This is a genomic window from Polaromonas eurypsychrophila (genome assembly GCF_014641715.1).
GTDB lineage: Bacteria > Pseudomonadota > Gammaproteobacteria > Burkholderiales > Burkholderiaceae_C > Polaromonas > Polaromonas eurypsychrophila.
The window spans coordinates 1-17658 of record NZ_BMIG01000001.1 but is presented as its reverse complement, the minus strand read 5'-3'; the positions used below and the strand labels follow the sequence as shown (position 1 = coordinate 17658).

General features: G+C 60.0%; 15 protein-coding genes. 11 read left to right on the top strand and 4 right to left on the bottom strand.

Annotated elements, in window-relative coordinates; translation table 11 throughout:
• Nucleotides 1–19: 19 nt before the first annotated feature.
• Nucleotides 20–1276, bottom strand: a complete 1257-nt coding sequence (locus IEX16_RS00065; RefSeq protein WP_188705342.1) for a lipoprotein-releasing ABC transporter permease subunit — start codon at nt 1274–1276, stop codon at nt 20–22.
• A gap of 67 nt (nt 1277–1343) precedes the next feature.
• Between IEX16_RS00065 and IEX16_RS00060 the strand changes: the two genes are divergently transcribed.
• From IEX16_RS00060 to IEX16_RS20190, 3 genes are all read left to right on the top strand, one after another.
• Nucleotides 1344–2291: a phosphoglycerate mutase gene (locus IEX16_RS00060; protein WP_188705340.1), complete on the top strand. Its 948-nt coding sequence runs from the start codon at nt 1344–1346 to the stop codon at nt 2289–2291.
• On the top strand, nt 2288–4096 hold the full coding sequence (gene recJ / locus IEX16_RS00055; protein ID WP_188705338.1) for a single-stranded-DNA-specific exonuclease RecJ: 1809 nt from the start codon (nt 2288–2290) through the stop codon (nt 4094–4096). The genes IEX16_RS00060 and recJ overlap by 4 nt, the downstream gene beginning before the upstream one ends.
• 491 nt (nt 4097–4587) lie before the next feature.
• A complete protein-coding gene (locus IEX16_RS20190) occupies nt 4588–4722 on the top strand; it encodes a hypothetical protein (protein WP_268236570.1) in 135 nt (44 codons plus the stop codon).
• Nucleotides 4723–4814: 92 nt separating this feature from the next.
• Here IEX16_RS20190 and IEX16_RS00050 read toward each other — a convergent pair whose 3' ends face one another.
• Nucleotides 4815–5486 carry a glutathione S-transferase gene (locus IEX16_RS00050; RefSeq protein ID WP_188705336.1) on the bottom strand — a complete coding sequence of 224 codons (672 nt, stop codon included), beginning with the start codon at nt 5484–5486 and terminating at the stop codon, nt 4815–4817.
• Nucleotides 5487–5660: 174 nt separating this feature from the next.
• Here IEX16_RS00050 and IEX16_RS00045 point away from each other — a divergent pair, with 174 nt between their 5' ends.
• The 6 genes from IEX16_RS00045 to IEX16_RS00020 all read left to right on the top strand — a co-directional run bounded on the left by IEX16_RS00045 (nt 5661) and on the right by IEX16_RS00020 (nt 10919).
• Nucleotides 5661–6458, top strand: a complete 798-nt coding sequence (locus tag IEX16_RS00045) for a PHP domain-containing protein (RefSeq protein ID WP_229676123.1) — start codon at nt 5661–5663, stop codon at nt 6456–6458.
• Entirely contained in the window at nt 6428–7360 is a 933-nt protein-coding gene (locus IEX16_RS00040) for a DMT family transporter (RefSeq protein WP_373288261.1), read from the top strand. Before IEX16_RS00045 ends, IEX16_RS00040 begins: the two co-directional genes overlap by 31 nt.
• Nucleotides 7361–7375: 15 nt before the next feature.
• On the top strand, nt 7376–8011 hold the full coding sequence (locus IEX16_RS00035) for an L-threonylcarbamoyladenylate synthase (protein WP_188705333.1): 636 nt from the start codon (nt 7376–7378) through the stop codon (nt 8009–8011).
• Nucleotides 8012–8058: 47 nt separating this feature from the next.
• Entirely contained in the window at nt 8059–8727 is a 669-nt protein-coding gene (locus tag IEX16_RS00030; protein WP_188705331.1) for a site-2 protease family protein, read from the top strand.
• Nucleotides 8728–8732: 5 nt separating this feature from the next.
• Nucleotides 8733–10055, top strand: a complete 1323-nt coding sequence (locus tag IEX16_RS00025; RefSeq protein WP_188705329.1) for a tryptophan--tRNA ligase — start codon at nt 8733–8735, stop codon at nt 10053–10055.
• 279 nt (nt 10056–10334) lie between these two features.
• A complete protein-coding gene (locus IEX16_RS00020; protein WP_188705327.1) occupies nt 10335–10919 on the top strand; it encodes a response regulator in 585 nt (194 codons plus the stop codon).
• A 119-nt stretch (nt 10920–11038) separates the two neighbouring features.
• Here the strand turns inward: IEX16_RS00020 and IEX16_RS00015 are convergent, their stop codons facing one another.
• Entirely contained in the window at nt 11039–12454 is a 1416-nt protein-coding gene (locus IEX16_RS00015; RefSeq protein ID WP_188705325.1) for a sensor histidine kinase, read from the bottom strand.
• A 117-nt stretch (nt 12455–12571) separates the two neighbouring features.
• Nucleotides 12572–16501 (bottom strand): PAS domain S-box protein, encoded by a 3930-nt coding sequence (locus IEX16_RS00010; RefSeq protein ID WP_188705322.1) that lies wholly within the window; start codon nt 16499–16501, stop codon nt 12572–12574.
• 331 nt (nt 16502–16832) lie between these two features.
• Between IEX16_RS00010 and IEX16_RS19830 the strand changes: the two genes are divergently transcribed.
• A complete protein-coding gene (locus IEX16_RS19830; protein ID WP_229676091.1) occupies nt 16833–17132 on the top strand; it encodes a transposase in 300 nt (99 codons plus the stop codon).
• The coding region (locus IEX16_RS00005) for an IS3 family transposase (protein WP_229676090.1) at nt 17129–17658 on the top strand (530 nt) is incomplete at its 3' end. The genes IEX16_RS19830 and IEX16_RS00005, both read left to right, overlap by 4 nt.

Below are 17658 nucleotides of genomic sequence, written 5' to 3'. Positions count from 1 at the left end.
CGCGCACCCAAAAATTCTTTTATTCATATCTCAAAGCCTCTGCGGGGTTAACGCGGCTAGCGCGCCAGCTCGGATAAATGGTCGCCAGGAAAGCCAGCACCAGCGCAATCACGGCAATCGGCATGATGTCGGCGTATTGCGGGTCGCTGGGCATGCGGCTGATCAAATAGATGTCCTTGGGCAGGAAGCTGGCGTTGAGCGCACGCTCCAGCGCCGGCACGATCACATCAATGTTGAGCGCAATGCCCAGGCCCAGCAGCAGCCCCGACAAGGTACCGATGACACCGACCATGGCGCCCTGCACCATGAACACGCCCATGATGCTTTTCGGGCTGGCGCCCAGGGTGCGCAGGATGGCGATGTCGGCGCGTTTGTCGGTGACGGTCATCACCAGTGTGCTGACCAGGTTGAAGGCCGCGACCGCGACAATCAGGGTCAGGATGATGAACATCATGCGTTTTTCAAGCTGCACCGCGGCAAACCAAGTGCGGTTCTGGCGCGTCCAGTCGCGGATCAGCAAATCACCGCTGAGGCTGCGCGACAGCTCGGCCGCGACTTCGCGCGCCTGATGCAGGTCCTTGAGCTTGATGCGTATGCCGGTCGGGCCTTCGAGGCGGAAAATTTTTGCGGCATCGTCCTGGTGCAGCATGACCAGCGCCGAGTCGTACTCGAAGTGGCCGGAGTCGAAGGTGCCGACGACAGTCATCTGTTTGAGGCGCGGCACGACACCGGCCGGTGTCACCTGGCCGCTGGGGGCAATCAGGGTCACCAGGTCACCCTCGCGCACACCCAGCGCACGTGCCAGCTCGCCGCCCAGCACCACCCCAAAGCTGCCGGACACCAGCTTGGGCAAGGCGGTGTCCTTGAGGTCCACCGCGAGGTCCGTGACCTGACCCTCCAGCGCCGGGTCAATACCGCGCACGATGGCGCCTTTCATGTCTTCGCCGCGCGCCAGCAGGGCCTGCGCGGCGATGAAGCTGGCGGCGCCCACCACGTTCGGGTTCTGTTTGATCTCCGCCAGCGTTTGCGCCACATTGGGCAGCGCCGCACCGTTGGGCGCAAACACCTCGATGTGCGAAATCACGCCCAGCATGCGGTCGCGCACTTCCTTCTGGAACCCGTTCATCACGCTGAGCACAATGATCAGCGCCGCCACACCGAGCGCAATACCGAGCATAGAGACGCCAGAGATGAAGGAGATAAAACCGTTGCGCCGCGTCGCACGGCCTGCGCGGGTGTAGCGCCAGCCCAGAATCAGTTCGTAGGGGATTTGCATGGTGCCAATTGTGGCATCAGGCCCGCAAGCCCTCTCGACCGCCCGTGCAATCCCGGACAATAGGCCCATGCCGGACAAACTTCATCTGATCATTGCCGGGGCTGTGCTGCCCCAGGACGCCGGCGAAGCTGCGCCGCCCTTGCCGCCGCTGACGACCAACTTGCGCGCGCTGCTGGCGGCGATGGCGCCGGACGGCCGCATCGAATGCGGCGAGGACGACCCGTCCACGCCTTTTGAACTGGCACTGGCGCAGGCCAACAGCCTGCCGGGCGGCCCCGGTGAGATTCCCTGGGCAGCCTTCGAGACCGGCAGCATCGGCCTGCCCTGCGCCTTCATCAAGCTGTGCCACTGGCAGGTCGGCGCCGACCATGTGCGGCTGTCGCCGCCCGAAGATCTGGCCCTGGACGAAGAAAGCTCCGGCACGCTGCTGGCGGCGATGGCGCCCTACTTTCTCGAAGACGGCATCACGCTGGCACCCTATGGCTCCTTGCCCGGTACCTGGCTGGCCACCGGCGAGGTGTTTCGCGGCCTGCGCAGCGTCTCCATGGACACCCTGATGGGCCGGCACCTGACACGTTCGCTGCTGGACGGCGCCGGCACGCCGGCCGCCACCCTGCGCCGCCTGCAAAACGAGATGCAGATGCTGCTCTACACCCACCCCGTCAACGAGGTGCGGCAGCAGCGGGGCCTGGCGCCGGTCAACTCCTTCTGGGTCACTGGCGCCGGGGTGCTGGACCATGCCATGGCCCTCGTCGGCGAAGTGCAGGTGGAATCGCGCCTGCAGGCGCCCGCCTTGCGCCGCGACGCGGCCGCCCATGCGCAGGCCTGGCAGGTCGTGGACGCCGATACCTGCGCCGCGTTGCTGGCCGTTCTGCGGGCCGGTGGGAGCGCACGACTGACGCTGTGCGGCGAACACGCGGCGCAAAGTTTTGTTCCCACTAGAGCCGGTCCCTGGTCCCGGTTCAAGCGTGTTTTAGGCCTTCAGCCCTTATGGGACGGGCGGGAGCAGCTATGAAAATAATAGTACGTGAAGCCCCGCCCCGCAGCGTCTGGGCGCTGGAGCAGACCGGCGTGCACCCCTTGCTGGCACAGCTTTACGCCGCGCGCGGCGTGTTGACCGCCGACGAACTGGACGACGGCCTGGCCCGGCTGCTGCCGCCGGCATCGATGAAGGGCACGCAGGAGGCGGCGCTGCTGCTGGCCGATGTTATCGCCGCGAACAAAAAAATCTGCGTGGTGGCCGACTACGACTGCGATGGCGCCACCGCCTGCGCCGTCGCGCTGCGCGGCCTGCGCCTGCTGGGCGCAAAGCAGGTCAGCTACATCGTGCCGGACCGTGTGGTGGACGGCTACGGGCTGACCGCACCGATTGCGGAGCGTGTCAAGGCCACGGGCGCCGACCTGCTGGTGACGGTGGACAACGGCATTGCCAGCATGGACGGCGTGGCGCGCGCGCGTGAACTGGGCATGCAGGTCCTCGTCACCGACCATCACCTGCCGGCATTGAAGGACGGTGCCATCGTGCTGCCCAACGCCGATGTGATCGTGAACCCGAACCAGCCCGGCTGCGCTTTTGAGAGCAAATCGATGGCCGGGGTCGGTGTGATGTTTTATGTGCTGCTGGCCCTGCGTGCCGAGTTGCGACAGCGTGGCGTGTTTGTGGCCCCCACGCTCGCCACTTCGTGTGCTTCGCTGCCCCCCGAGGGGGCTGGCCTTGCTCGGGGCGGCCCTTCGCCGCGGCCGCTCGCGACCGTTGAGCCGCGTCTGGACGTGTTGCTGCCCCTCGTTGCCCTCGGCACTGTCGCCGACGTGGTCAAGCTCGACGCCAACAACCGCCGCCTGGTGGCGCAAGGCCTCAAACGCATACGCAGCGGCGCCGTGCCGGCCGGCCTGGCGGCGCTGTTCACTGCGGCAGGACGTGTCGCTGCTGTGGCCACCAGTTTCGACTTCGGCTTTGCTGTCGGTCCGCGCATCAACGCCGCCGGCCGGCTCAGCGACATGACGCTGGGCATTGAATGCCTGCTGACCGACGACGCGGGCCGCGCCGACGAGTTGGCGAAGACGCTAGACGGCATCAACCGCGAGCGGCGGGACATTGAGGCCGGCATGCGAGAGCAGGCGCAGTTCGCGGCCGACGCAATGATCGATGAAGACGAGGTGCCACCACCGGCGATAGCCATCTTCGACCCCGACTTTCACGAGGGCGTGGTCGGCATAGTGGCCTCGCGCATCAAGGACAAGCTGCACCGTCCGACCTTTGTGTTTGCCGCCAGCCAGGCGCCCGGCAAGGAACACGAGCTCAAGGGCTCGGGCCGTTCGATCCCCGGCTTTCACCTGCGCGACGCGCTGGACCTGGTGGCCAAACGCCACCCCAGCGTGTTGCTGCGTTTCGGCGGCCACGCCATGGCGGCCGGCTGCACCATCCATGAGGAACAGTTCGAAGTCTTCGAGCAGGCACTGCAGCAGGTGGCACACGAGTGGCTGGATGCCGCGACGCTGACACGCCGGCTCGACACCGATGGCCCGCTGGCGCCGCAGTACCGCCGCGCCGACCTGGTGGACATGCTGCACAAGGAGGTCTGGGGCCAGGGTTTTGCGGCGCCGACTTTCAGCGAGGAAGTTGAAGTCGTGTCGCAACGCCTGGTCGGTGAAAAACACCTGGCACTCAAGCTCAAGCATCAGGGCCAGCCGGTGGACGGCATCTGGTTCGGTCACACCGAGTCACTGCCAGCGCGCGTCAAGCTGGCGTTCAGGCTCGATGCCGACGAGTGGCAGGGCATCAAGCGGGTGCGTTTTCTGGTCGAGGCTGCGGAGCTTTAGGGAAGCGCTGACTAAGTCCTTGCGGATGCGCGGCAGCCGGATGGGGATGGGATGCAAGGCGGATTTCGCAGTCAATAGCTGGCTAGGGCCTGTTAACGCTGTTTTTGCAAGATGCGTTGCGAGTCAAAAAGGCGCTGAGCAAGGCGCAAAACGCAGTCGGGGTCAGCCCCGACAAGGCTTTGCAACGCCGCGCAGGGCCTTTTTGATCGCAACCCGAAGGGAACGGGGTGAAACCAGCGCCACTCTGCGTTGCACTCCTAGCCCAGACGCCCAGTCTGGGCGTTGTCGCGCGCCTTGATTGGCACTGCTTTCACTCCTTTCGCATTTGCAAAAACGGCGTTAACAGGCCCTAGGCAAGAAATTCAACGCAGCAGCCCGCCCTAGCCCGGCTGATGGCGCGCCGCAATGGGCTTATTCAGCGCTTCCTCAAGCGCTTTTGTCCGACGGCGCCTGGCAGGCAGGGCCTACAGCTGTGGACCAGGCTTCCCGCCATGATCTGGTGTCAGAAGGCAAGCCAGTCCGGCACGCCAACAAAAAATCCAGAGGACACCATGAACACCATCATTTACATCGTCGGCCTTATCGTCATCATCGGCTTCATCCTGTCTTACTTCGGCTTCCGCTGAAATTCAAGCCTTCAAGCGTTTCAGGCCTACAGCCCATATAGAACGGGCGTAGAAAGCTATTTATTTAATAGCGAAATCGCCCAACTCCAGCCTCAGGTAAGGATTGAATACTCGCCGCCGCGCTCGATGGCGCGCTGGTAGGCCGGGCGCGCATGAATACGCTGCAGAAAATGCATCAGCTGCGGCCGACTCGCATCCAGTCCACCGCGCGCTGCTGCGGCCTCCAGCGGAAAGCTCAGCTGAATATCGGCACCCGTGAATTCATCACCGGCAAACCACGCACTTTTCCCAAGCTCGCCTTCAAGGTAGTCGAGGTGCTGCATGATCTGCGGCTCTACGAAACTGCTTTTGACCTTGCCGCTGATGGCTTTGGCAATCGGTTTGATAAAAAACGGCATCGGCGCTTTTTCAATCTTGTCGAACACCAGTTTGAGCAACAGCGGCGACATCGCCGAGCCCTCGGCATAGTGCAGCCAGTAGGTGTAGCGCAGGCGATCCGGCGACCCCGCCGACGGTGCCAGCCGCCCCGCGCCATAACGGTTGATCAGGTAGTCCACAATCGCGCCGGACTCGGCAATCGTCAGCTCGCCGTCGGTGATCACCGGCGACTTGCCCAGGGGATGCACAGCACGCAGGGAGGTCGGCGCCAGCATGGTTTTGGGGTTGCGCTCGTAACGCTTGATGTCGTAGTCCAGCCCCAGCTCTTCCAGCAGCCAGAGGATGCGTTGCGAGCGGGAATGGTTGAGGTGGTGCACGGTAATCATGAAAGGCCCCGGTCAAGTGATGTCAAAGCAAGTTGCCATGGTAGGCCATGGCGCGGCGGTCGGTCCAGGCCAGCCTCGGCAACAAAAGGGCAGAGCGCCTAAAATGTATTGGTGATCTCCAAAAACATCCTGAACGCCGACCTGCATTGCCACTCCGTGGTGTCTGACGGCACCATGACACCGGAGGCGCTGGCTGAACGCGCCAAAACCAACGGTGTCGAACTCTGGGCGTTGACCGACCACGACGAGACCGGCGGCCAGCACCGCGCGGCTGCCGCCGCCAAAGCCCAGGGCCTGAACTACCTGACCGGCACCGAAATCTCTGTTACCTTTGCCAACGAAACCGTGCACATCGTCGGCCTCGGGTTTGACCCGGATGACGCGGCCATGAAGCGGGGCCTGTACGACACGCGCGGTGGTCGCGGGCAGCGGGCCATGGAAATGTCGGACGGCCTGGCCAAAGTCGGCATCAAGGGCGCGTATGAAGGCGCGCTGAAGTTTGTCGGCAACCCGGAGCTGATCTCGCGCACCCACTTTGCCCGCTTCCTCGTGGAGTCTGGCGTCTGCCGGGAAACGTCGGAGGTGTTTCGCAAGTACCTGACCGAGGGCAAGCCCGGTTATGTGCCGCACCGCTGGGCCAATCTGCGTGATGCCGTCCAGTGGATCACCAGCGCCAAAGGCGTGGCCGTGATTGCCCACCCGGGCCGCTACAAGTTCACCCCAAATGAAGAATACGCGCTGTTCACCGAGTTCAAGGCCCACGGCGGCCAAGGCGTTGAGGTGGTGACCGGCAGCCACACGACGCAGGAGTATGTGAAATACGCCGAAACCGCGAAAGAGTTCGGCCTGGCCGCTTCGCGCGGCAGCGACTTCCACAGCCCCGATGAAAGCCACACCGATCTGGGCACCCTGCCCTTTCTGCCGGGTGACCTGACACCCGTCTGGGCGCTGCTGGAAGATCGCATCCAGTGAGCCGCACGCCGTCTGCGCTGGCGGGCATCGCCTTGGTCATCGCGGCGGTCGCCTGTTTTGCGACGCTGGACACCACCACCAAATTTGTCAGCGCCAGCGTGCCGCTTCTGATGGCGCTGTGGTTTCGCTACTTCTTCCAGGCGGTGGCCACCACGGCCGTGGTGTTGCCGCTGCGCGGCCTGAGCGTGCTTCGCACGGCTCACCCGAAGTTCCAGTGCCTGCGCGGCCTGCTGCTGCTGCTGAGCAGCCTGTTTGCCTTCCTGAGCCTCAAATACATGCCGGTGGCCGAGTTCACCGCCATCGGCGCCATCGTGCCTCTGCTGATCACGCTGCTGGCCGCCACTGCACTGGGCGAAAAAGTCTCTGCGCTGCGCTGGTCGCTGGTGATAGGCGGTTTTGTCGGCACGCTGATCATCATCCGTCCCGGTGGTGAAGACTTTAACTGGACATTGCTGCTGCCGCTAGCCATGGTGGCCACCAACACCGGTTTCCAGGTGCTCACCAGCAAGCTGGCCAAAACGGAAGACCCGATCACCATGCACCTGTACACCGGCTGGGTGGGTACGCTGCTGGCCGCGCTTGCTCTGCCCTTTGCCTGGGTTTCGCTGCCCGCCTGGTCGCTGTGGGGCTGGTTGCTGCTGATGGGCGTGGCTGCCACGGTCGGGCATTTCATGCTGATCCTGGGCTATATGCGTGCGCCGGCTGCCACCCTGACGCCTTACCTGTATGCCCAGATCGCCTTTGCGATGGTCGGTGGCTGGATTGCCTTCTCCCATGTGCCGGACGGCTGGTCCCTGCTTGGGATGCTGATGATTGCCATCTGCGGCGCGCTGGGGGCCTGGCTGACGGCGCGTGAGAGCCGTGCGCTCAAAGAATTCCGCATTCTGCCCGCCGAGTCCTGAACCAGCCACACCGCCATGGCCCAGTTCTTCGACATCCACCCCGAAAATCCGCAAGTGCGACTGCTCAGGCAGGCCGCAGCGCTGCTGGCCCGAGGCGCGATTGTGGCCGTGCCCACCGACTCCAGCTACGCCCTGGTCTGCCACCTCGACGACAAGACCGCTGCCGACAAACTGCGCAGCATCCGCGGGGTGGACGACAAACACCACCTGACCCTGCTGTGCCGCGACCTCAGCGAACTCGCCAACTACGCGCGCGTCGACAACAAACAGTTCCGCCTGATCAAGGCCGCCACGCCCGGGCCCTACACCTTCATCCTCGAAGCCAGCAAGGAAGTGCCGCGGCGCCTGAGCCACCCCTCGCGCAAGACCATCGGTCTGCGCGTGCCCGACCACAAGACCCTGCAGTGCCTGCTGGAGATCCATGGCGCACCTCTGCTGGCAACGACCTTGATCCCGCGTGGACAAACCGAACCACTGAATGACGCGCAGGACATCCGCGACCAGCTCGAGCACGAACTGGCCGCCGTGATCGACGCCGGCGCTTGTCCACAGGAGCCGACCACAGTGATTGACCTGACGGCGATGGGCCAGGGCGGCGAGCCGGTGGTGGTGCGGCAGGGGCGCGGTGACCTGGCCGCACTCGGCCTGTAGCTGTCCGGTCCCGGCCGCGCCTTTGACCGGTCTGAGACAATCAACGGATGGACTTTGCCAATCTGATTCAAACCGTCGCCATCTACGCGCTGCCCGTGCTGTTTGCCATCACCGTGCATGAAGCGGCGCACGGCTACGTGGCCCGCCATTTTGGTGACAACACGGCCTGGGCGCTGGGCCGCGTCACGCTCAACCCGGTCAAACACATCGACCCGCTGGGCACCATTGCGATGCCGCTGCTGCTGTACATCGCGACCTCGGGCGCGTTTCTGTTCGGTTATGCCAAACCGGTGCCGGTGCAGTTTGGTAACTTGCGCAACCCCAAACGCGACATGATCTGGGTGGCCCTGGCCGGGCCAGGTGCCAATCTGATCCAGGCCGTATTCTGGGGCATCGCTTTTTACCTGCTGCAGGGCGCTGGCGTGACGGAGCCGTTTTTCATCAAGATGTGCCAGGCCGGCATCCTGGTCAATATCGTGATGATGGTCTTCAACCTGTTTCCCTTACCGCCACTGGATGGCGGGCGCGTGCTGGTGGGCCTGTTGCCCTGGCGCCAGGCCGAGCTGGTGTCACGCATCGAGCCCTGGGGCTTTTTTGTGGTGATGGCCCTGGTGATTGCCGGCGTACTGACCGACTGGTGGATGCGTCCCCTGATGACCTTGTCTTACGCCCTTCTTGAAATTGTATTGACGCCACTGGCGATGCTGGTTCGATGATGATCATGACAAACAAACAGACTTCCACGCCGCATCGCTTTCTGACCGGAATCACCACCACCGGCACGCCGCACCTGGGCAACTATGTTGGCTCCATCCGGCCCTCTGTCGCGGCAAGCAAAGGAGACAGCGCGGAAAGTTTTTACTTTCTGGCGGACTACCACGCGCTGATCAAATGCGATGAACCGGCCCGCATCCAGCAGTCCACACTCGAAATTGCGGCAAGCTGGCTGGCCGCCGGGCTGGACCCCGAGCGCGTTACCTTTTACCGGCAGTCAGACATTCCTGAAATTCCTGAGCTGACCTGGCTGCTGACCTGCGTGACGGCCAAGGGAGTGCTCAATCGCGCCCATGCCTACAAGGCCTCGGTGGATAAAAATACCACAGCCGGCAACGACCCCGATGCCGATGTCAGCGCCGGCCTGTTCATGTACCCCGTGCTGATGGGCGCGGATATCCTGATGTTCAAGGCGCACCAGGTACCGGTCGGTCGCGACCAGATCCAGCACATCGAGATGGCGCGCGACATGGCGCAGCGTTTCAACCACCTGTACGGAGAACACTTTGTGCTGCCGCAGGCGCTGATCGAGGAATCGGTAGCGTTGCTGCCCGGTTTGGACGGCCGCAAGATGAGCAAGAGTTACGACAACACCATCCCGCTGTTCACGCCGCGCGATCAGCTCAAAAAACTCATTGCCAGCATCCTCACTGACTCACGCGCACCGGGCGAGCCCAAGCAGACCGAAGACTCGGCGCTGTTCCAGATCTACCAGGCGTTTGCCAGCGCACCGGAAACGGCCGCGCTGCGCAATGCCTTTGCCGAAGGCATCGCCTGGGGCGATGCCAAACAGCTGTTGTTCGAACGCATTGACCAGGAGGTCGCGCCCATGCGCGCGCGCTATCAGGCGCTGATGCAGGACCCCGCAAAAATCGAGGCCACCTTGCTGGCCGGCGCCGACAAGGCGCGGCGGCTGTCGACACCCTTCATGGGCGAACTGCGCCAGGCCGTGGGCCTGCGCAAACTGGTTGCCGCGCCCGCAGTGGCAGCCGCCAAATTAAAAACCGCCAAGACCAGCGAGCCCGTCTTCAAACAATACCGTGAAGCAGATGGCAAATTTCACTTCAAGCTGCTGGATGGTCAAGGTCAGTTGTTGCTGCACAGCCTCGGCTTCGAGTCGCCCAAAGAGGCCGCCAAAGCGATTGCCCTGCTGCAGACTCAAGGCGAAGCCGCACTGCCCATGCTGCGGCAAAGCCTGCAAGCTGTGCCCGGTGTCACAGCCGACGCCATCGCGGCCGCTCTGCAGCTATGGAGCTCAGCCGCGCCGTAACACGGCTGTACTGGGCTTTCCAAATACACGACGCGTGAATTGGACCGCTTTCACCCTTGTCTTGTGAGACAGGGCCGGGGTCAGCGTTTGAGCGTTCGTGCTGTCATGACTTTTTAAGCGCATAAGAGGCAGTAAGTACTACGACATTTTTTGACATAGCAGGGATGTGAATCAATGCCCAACTTAATGTTTATAGTTGGCGCACCAACCTGTCACACACCGGGTATGCTTCCTTTTGAAGTCAAAACTCACACCAGTTCCCACCTCACAACGGCTCCCATGCGCATTTTTGTCATTGACGACCACCCCCTCATGCGGGAAGCCGTGGTCATGCTGATCCGCCGACTGCACAGCAAGGCCAGCGTCATTGAGCTGGACCGGCTGGCCGCGATCGGCGCGGCGACTGAGCAACACGGCATTCCGGACTTTGTCTGCCTGGACCTCAAGTTGCCCGATACCCACGGCGTGTCAGGGGTGCGCGAACTGCGCCAACAGTTTCCCGAAGTTCCCATCGTGGTGCTGTCTGCAGCCCCGGCGCAGGACTACCAGGAACTGTCGCTGGAAGCCGGCGCAGACAACTACATTGAAAAATCGGCCGGTGCCACCGAAATCTCCAGGGTACTGAAAACCTTTCTGGACGACGGCCCCGATTCCGAAAGCGGCATCGAGCCGGAAAAACTGTCCAAGCGCCAGAAGCAGTTGCTGGTGATGCTGGACAAGGGCATGAGCAACCGCGATATTGCCGCCGAACTGCAAATCAGCGAACACACGGTCAAAGTCCATTTGTGGCGTTTGTTTCGCAGACTCAATGTCAAAAGCCGCTCGCAAGCCAGCCACCTGGCCCGAACACAAGGCTTGCTCTGATTCGACGATTGAGCGTTTTAAAGTTCCTGCCCGCTGGAACGCTCAATCCCTCACCCCCACCCTCTCCCAAAAGGGCGAGACTGAGAGCGGCCCCATGGACCGTCGTGTCGTTGGAAAAATCAACACGCAGATGATCCCGGAGCGCCGGCCGCGTCATCAAACGGTTCCAGCATCAGCCTGAACACCGTGCCCTTGCCGGGACGGGAATGCATGGTCAGCGGGTGTTTCAAGGTTTCGCAAAGCCGCGAGACAATCGACAGGCCCAGACCGAACCCCTGTTCCGTGCCGTTGTGCGCGGCCACCCGGTAAAACTCCTGAAAAATCGCCTGCTGGTCCTCAGGCGCCACCCCGACGCCGGTGTCCCAAATTTCGATACACAGACCGCTGGGTCTGCGGCGCACGGCAATCAACACGCCGCCCCCGACCGTATGCCGAACGGCATTGGAAAGCAGGTTGCCCAGCAAACGCTTGAGCAACACCCTGTCGGACAACGCCCTGCACTGCACTACACGGGTACGCAGTTGCAGACCTTTTTCGAGGGCCACTGGGGCGTACTGCAACTCCAGTTCGGCAAGCACCTCCGACAGCTCGACCGCCTGCCAAGCCACCTCGACGGCACCCGAATCCAGTTTGGCCAGATCAAACAGGGAATTGAACAACTCATTGACCGCCTGCGTGGACTGGACAATTTTCGGTGTGATCTGCGCCACCAGTTCAGGCTCGGCCCGCAACCAGTCGGCGTACAGGCTCAGCGCATGCACCGGCTGGCGCAAATCGTGCGCGGCACTGGCCATGAAGCGGTTTTTGGTTTGCACCGCCTCCAGCGCGGTGCGGGTTTTTTCGGTCAGCGAAGCAATCAGCATCGTATTGGCGAACTGGAGTTCCAGCGTTTTGCGCTGGCCTTGGTGAAACCGCCTGCCCGCCATGCGTATGGCGGCCCAATAAATCAACACCAGCACAACCAGGCTATAGGTTTGTACCGTGCCCATGAACGGGCGCTCCAGCCCCACGCTATAGACCACGGCGGCCAGCGTGCTGTAGGCCAAACCGTTGATGTAGCCCACAAAGCAGCGCCAGGACGCGGAGAAGGCGCCCACTGCAAAACCCGCCATCCCGGCCAGCACCAGCAGGCAGATGAACTGGTCGTACACCGGTGCCTTGCGAAAATGAAGAAGCATCGAAGCACCCCATATCGCGGCGCTCATGGTCCAGGTCCAGCTATAACGCGACATGAATTCACCCAGCCGCGCGGCGTCTTCACTGGCGAAGTCGCGGTGATAGATAGCGATCACCCGGTAACGCACCAGCGTCATCACCACCGCGGCCAGCCCCCAGCAAAGCAAGGCTGTGTTGTTGACATCGTTGTAGAGAATCGCGAGGAAGACCGGAATAACCATCGAGGCCGAATGCAGGGCCGGCCGGCCATTGCGCATGAAACTGCGTGTCAGTCTGACTTCCACCCAGTCGTCCCGCGCATCCATGTCGGGCTCGGCATGCGAGCTGTCGCCGGGAGGGGAATGAACCGCAAAACTCATGGCTGGAGTTTAGCGTCCACCTCGGCAAAAACAACGCGCGCAGGGAAAGGCGCAGATGGCGCCAGCAGAGACAGGGTATTCAAAGACCGGAAAAACAAAACCAGGCTTTACAAACCCTCAGCGCGGGCTGTTAGTAGCTTCGACCTTTTTAAGATCAACAATGTCCTTGATCAGTTGAAGCAGGCGCTCACAGTTTTTCCTTGCGAATTCAACCGCGGCGCTAACGTCTTCGGGACGTCGCCCGACGATCCCGCCGGAAATTGAGTTCAAGGATCCGAGAATCGACATGAGTGGCAAGCGTAACTCGTGACTCACCGTCGTTAAAAATTCGGTTTTCATGCGGTCAATGCGCTTTAACTCTGTGACGTCGGTACCCAAGGAGTAAAACCCTATAACTTTACCTTCGTCCTTACCTTCCCCGTAGCAAGGAAAGTAATTAACGATGAAATCACGGAAGTCACCTTGCGGCGTTTTGCGATGGCGTTCGAAACTCACTGGATAACCAGAAAGCACTTCTTTTATCCAGGGGAGCGCAAGCTCATAACCCTCCTGGCCCAGCACCTCCACCATTTTCCTGCCGTTGATTTGATCGCGGGAGAGACCCAAACCCTCCGCATAGGAACGATTGTGGAAGCGGAAGCGCTGCTCAGCATCGACGTAGGAAATAATTGCAGGCAGGGTATCTGTGATGTCTCTTAGCTGAGCTTCGCTGAGTCGCAGTGCCTCATTGACACGGCGCATCTCCGTGGTGTCACGGCCAGTTCCCCGATAGCCCTTGAAGAGACCTGCGGCGTCAAAAATTGGCACGCCGCTGATCGACACGTAGCGCATTTGTCCGTCCCGGTCCAGCCGCGTCACCTCGAAATCACGAAAAACCTCATGCCGCATGAGCTGCGATTTATGCCGATCCCATACGCTTTCGGGCATAAGTACATGATCAAGCTCCCAAGGTGTCTTGCCCATTGCCTGTCCTCTGGCATCCCCAGACATTGATTCATCCCCTGCGTTGCCAGAGACTTGAATAAATCGGAAGTTTTGATCTTGTTCCCAAAACCAGTCGGACGCCAGAGCTGTGAGTGTGCGAAACCGCTCCTCACTTTCACGCAATACAGATTCAGTCAACTTCCTCTCTGTGACGTCCTGGACCTGCATAATGAAATGCAGCGGCTTGCGGTCTGCATCTCGAACCAGTGAGCAAGTCAGATGGCCCCACACGACTGCGCCTGAGCGATGGATATATCGTTTTTCCCACTGATAGGTTTCAATTTCCCCGGACAGCGCTCTGCCTCTTTGTACCAAATCCCATTCAATATCCTCAGGGTGAGTGATTTCATAAATGGTGCGCGACAACATCTCAGCTTCCGAGTACCCCAACATCTTGCAAAAGGCACTGTTCACCCGCAGTCGCTTCGAATCAGTTGCAATCAAAGCCATCCCGATGGCAGCATGTTCGAAAGCATTGCTGAATTGCTTGTCGTTGTCCAAAGAAATGTCGTCGACGTCATTTGGCACGGCTGCATCATTCCTCACTGGGGTTGCCTGATTGTTGAACTGCGGCAAGGCACGCGGGGCTTGTGCCAGGGTAATTCTTCCAGTAATTTCGTCTGATTTGCTGCTTTGCTTGAGCAGCACATTGGTCAGGTCGCTTCCAAGGGTGAAGTAAAAAGTGCTTCCTTCACCAACGACTGACTTGGCCCAAATTCTTCCTCCGTGGCGCATCACAATGCGTTTGACAGTTGCCAGACCAATGCCTGTACCAGCAAATTCTCCAGGGGAATGAAGCCGTTGAAAGGTGCCAAAGAGCTTGTCAATGTAGGCCATGTCAAACCCCGCGCCGTTGTCCCGCACGAAATATGAAGGTTCATCGCCATCAGCGAGAAGTCTGCCAACGGAAATCTCTGTTGAAGATTTCTTGGAACTGAACTTCCAGCCGTTGGCAATCAGGTTTTCCAGGACCTGACGCAGCAGCAACTTGTCAGCTCTCACCAAGATTGCAGGTTCAACGGAAATTTGAATATTGCGTGTCGGTTCATTTTCCCTGAGCTGAGCAACAATTTTGCCGGCTTCAGCGCTCAGGTCCACTGTTTCCCAGTTGAGGCCGGTGCGTGACAGCTTGGCCAGGGAGAGCAATCCGTCGGTAAGGTCCCCCATCCGTCGCACACCCTCACGTATGCGGACCAAGTAATGGCTGGATCGGGAGTCCAACGTACCCGACAAAGCTTTCTGCAGCAAGGCACTATAGCCATCGATGCTGCTCAATGGGGAACGCAGATCGTGGGCCACAGAGTAGGAAAACGCCTCCAACTCCTTATTGGCGGCTTCGAGCTGGGCGGTTCTGCGGAGCACCCTGTTTTCGAGCTCTACATTAAGTCTGACAATCTCGGTTTCTGCCCGTTTTCTCTGAGTGATATCAGTGATGGTGGTGACGTAACCTGAAGGTGGTTTGGAGCTTTCGTCATACAAAGGCTGCACATTGAGCAGCGCCCAAAACACGCTGTCATCAGGTCTTCGGTATCCAATAACCACGTTGGACTGTGGCAAACCTGTGCGCACGGAGACGGTGATGGGTCGCTCTTCATCCGGCATATATGATCCGTCTTCCCTCAACATTTGCCAAGACGAGTCGATGAAGGTTTCCCCCTTCATATGCTGCAATGATCTTCCAAGGACGCGTTCGGCGCTGGCATTCCCGTCCACCACACGTCCCTGACCATCACGCAGCAGAACCCCTTCGGCCATGGCGGCCACGACTGTGCGAAAGCGGGCTTCACTGGCTCGCAAAGCGATTTCGGTCTGTTTGCGTTCAGTAATATCGCTTCCCACACCGCGGTATCCCTTGAAGCCCCCGTCTGCATCGAGGATGGGTTCACCACTGATGGACACGATCCTCAAACCATCGCTGTCCTGATGTGCATATTCGAAGTTCCGGAAAGTCTCGTGGTGCTCCAGTTGCTTTCGGTGTTCGATCCAAAACGCTTGATTGCCATCCACACCAGTGGTTTCCCATCTGGTTTTTCCCAAAAATTTTTCCGCAGTGGCCTTGGTTCTCTCAGGCTTGTCACCTGACAACAAGGTGAACCGAAGTTGATGATCCATCTCCCAGTACCAGTCGGATGACAGCTCGGTCAAACTCCTGAACTTTGCGTCGCTCTGCCGCAACCGGGTTTCAGCTTCCAGGCGCAACGTAATATCTTCGGCCGTAATCAGGATATGGGAGGGGCGCCCGTCGGCATCCTGAATCAGGACTTTCCGCATGTGCACGTGAATACTGCCGCGATGCCTGGTGTGGGTGATTCGATCAGGAAAATCATGCATGACGCCCTGCTTCACCAATTCCTCATCGGCCTCGTGCATCCGGTCCGCATATTCCTTCGGCCAAAGATCGTGAACCGAATGCCCTACCGCTTCCTCGCGTGACACGCCGTACAAAGCTTCAGCCGCTTTGTTCCACAGAACTATTTTGTAGTTCTGGACAGACGTCAGGTGAAACGCGATGGGAATGTTGTCGACTATGTCGTCAAGCAGCCGGACAGCTTGTCTCTGTGTTTCTTCGGAACGTATCCGCTTGGTGATATTTCGAGTGGTTCCTCTGTATCCAATGAACTGTTTTTTGTCATCAAACAAGGGAACGCCACTCACCGAAAAGTAACGCGGCGGCTCGTTTTCCGACATATGTTTGTATTCAAAATCGCAAAAAGGTTGACGAGCATCGAGCGTTTCACGATGAGCGTCCCAGGGCGATGTCATTGGCATGACTCCAGTCAGCTCCCAGGGACACGCACCGACTGCACCATCAAGCAGTGCAGCACGGATCATCCCGGAATTTTGCTCAGTGAAAAAACAGGTGAAGCGATATTCACTGTCCTGTTCCCAATACCAATCGGCCGAAATAGTCGCCAAGCTGCGTAACCGCTGCTGGTTGTCTTGCAAGGCAAGTATCACTTCTCTTTGGGCCTCGACTTCCCGCTTAAGAGACTCCAACTCAGCTTTACCTGCGTACTCGCAAGCGCTCGCTTTCTCCGGCTGAGGACCGCTAAACTTCGTCATGCTCCCGTTCCTCAGGTTATGTCTGGTACAAATGAAGCGGTAGCCGCCATATTTTGAGCCTGTTGACTGAATTTCACTGGTGATGCAGCTAGCGTGTTTACCACCTATTCCTTCTGATGGGTATCAGGACATATGCCGTACAAAGCCATGAGGAGATTGGCTTTCAACCTGTGGAGCAGTTGCTCTTTCCTCCTCAGGGAGAGGTGGGGGAAATGCGCACCATTGTCGCCTTGCCGGCGGCGGTCAATTGAAAGAAGGTGGCGTGCTTAGCGTTGTCCTGGTCTAATGAATTCGTACACATAGATAGGTGTAAATCACCTGGATAATAAAAGTGACGAAAACGAAACGAAGAGTATTTGACGCGAGCTTCAAGTTGCAAGTGGTGCAGATGATCCGTGCCCAAGGACTGAGTATTGGCGAGGTTTGTGGGGACATGAAGCTGGGCGAGACGGCGGTGAGACGCTGGCTGGCACAGGTCGATGCTGAACAGCTAGGGCAGCCTGGTATCGGCAAACCATTGACCGCTGAGCAGCAGCGTATACGCCAGCTCGAAGCCGAGAACCGGCAACTGCGAGGCGACGTCGATATCCTAAAAAAAGCATCGGCCTTCTTTGCCCGGGAACTGCGATGAGCTTTGAGCTTGTGCGCCAGTTGCAACAGAGGGCCGTGGCGGTGGAGCAGATGTGTCGCGTGCTGGAGGTCAGCCGGTCTGGCTATTACGCGGCCCGCAAACGCAGCCAATCTCAAGCTGCGGTGTGCAAAGCCAGCGTTCATTTGAAGGCGGCGTTTGCCGCCAGTGAAGGCGCTTACGGCAGTCGGCGCTTGCGCACGGCAGTGGCGTCCAGAGGCGTTGTGATGGGCATCTACCGCTTGCGCCGTTTGATGCGCCAGCACGGTCTACGCTCGACGTGGAGGCGCAAATTTGTGCACACGACCGATAGCAAACACGTGCTGCCGATATCACCCAATGTGTTGAACCGGCAGTTCAACCCGACGCAGCCCAACCAGGCGTGGGTAGCTGACATCACCTACATCCGAACGCGCAGTGGCTGGCTGTATCTGGCAGTCGTGCTGGACTTGTTTGCGCGTAAGGTGGTGGGCTGGGCGATGGCCCCGGACATGCAGGCGGCTCTGGTGTGCCGGGCACTGCAACAGGC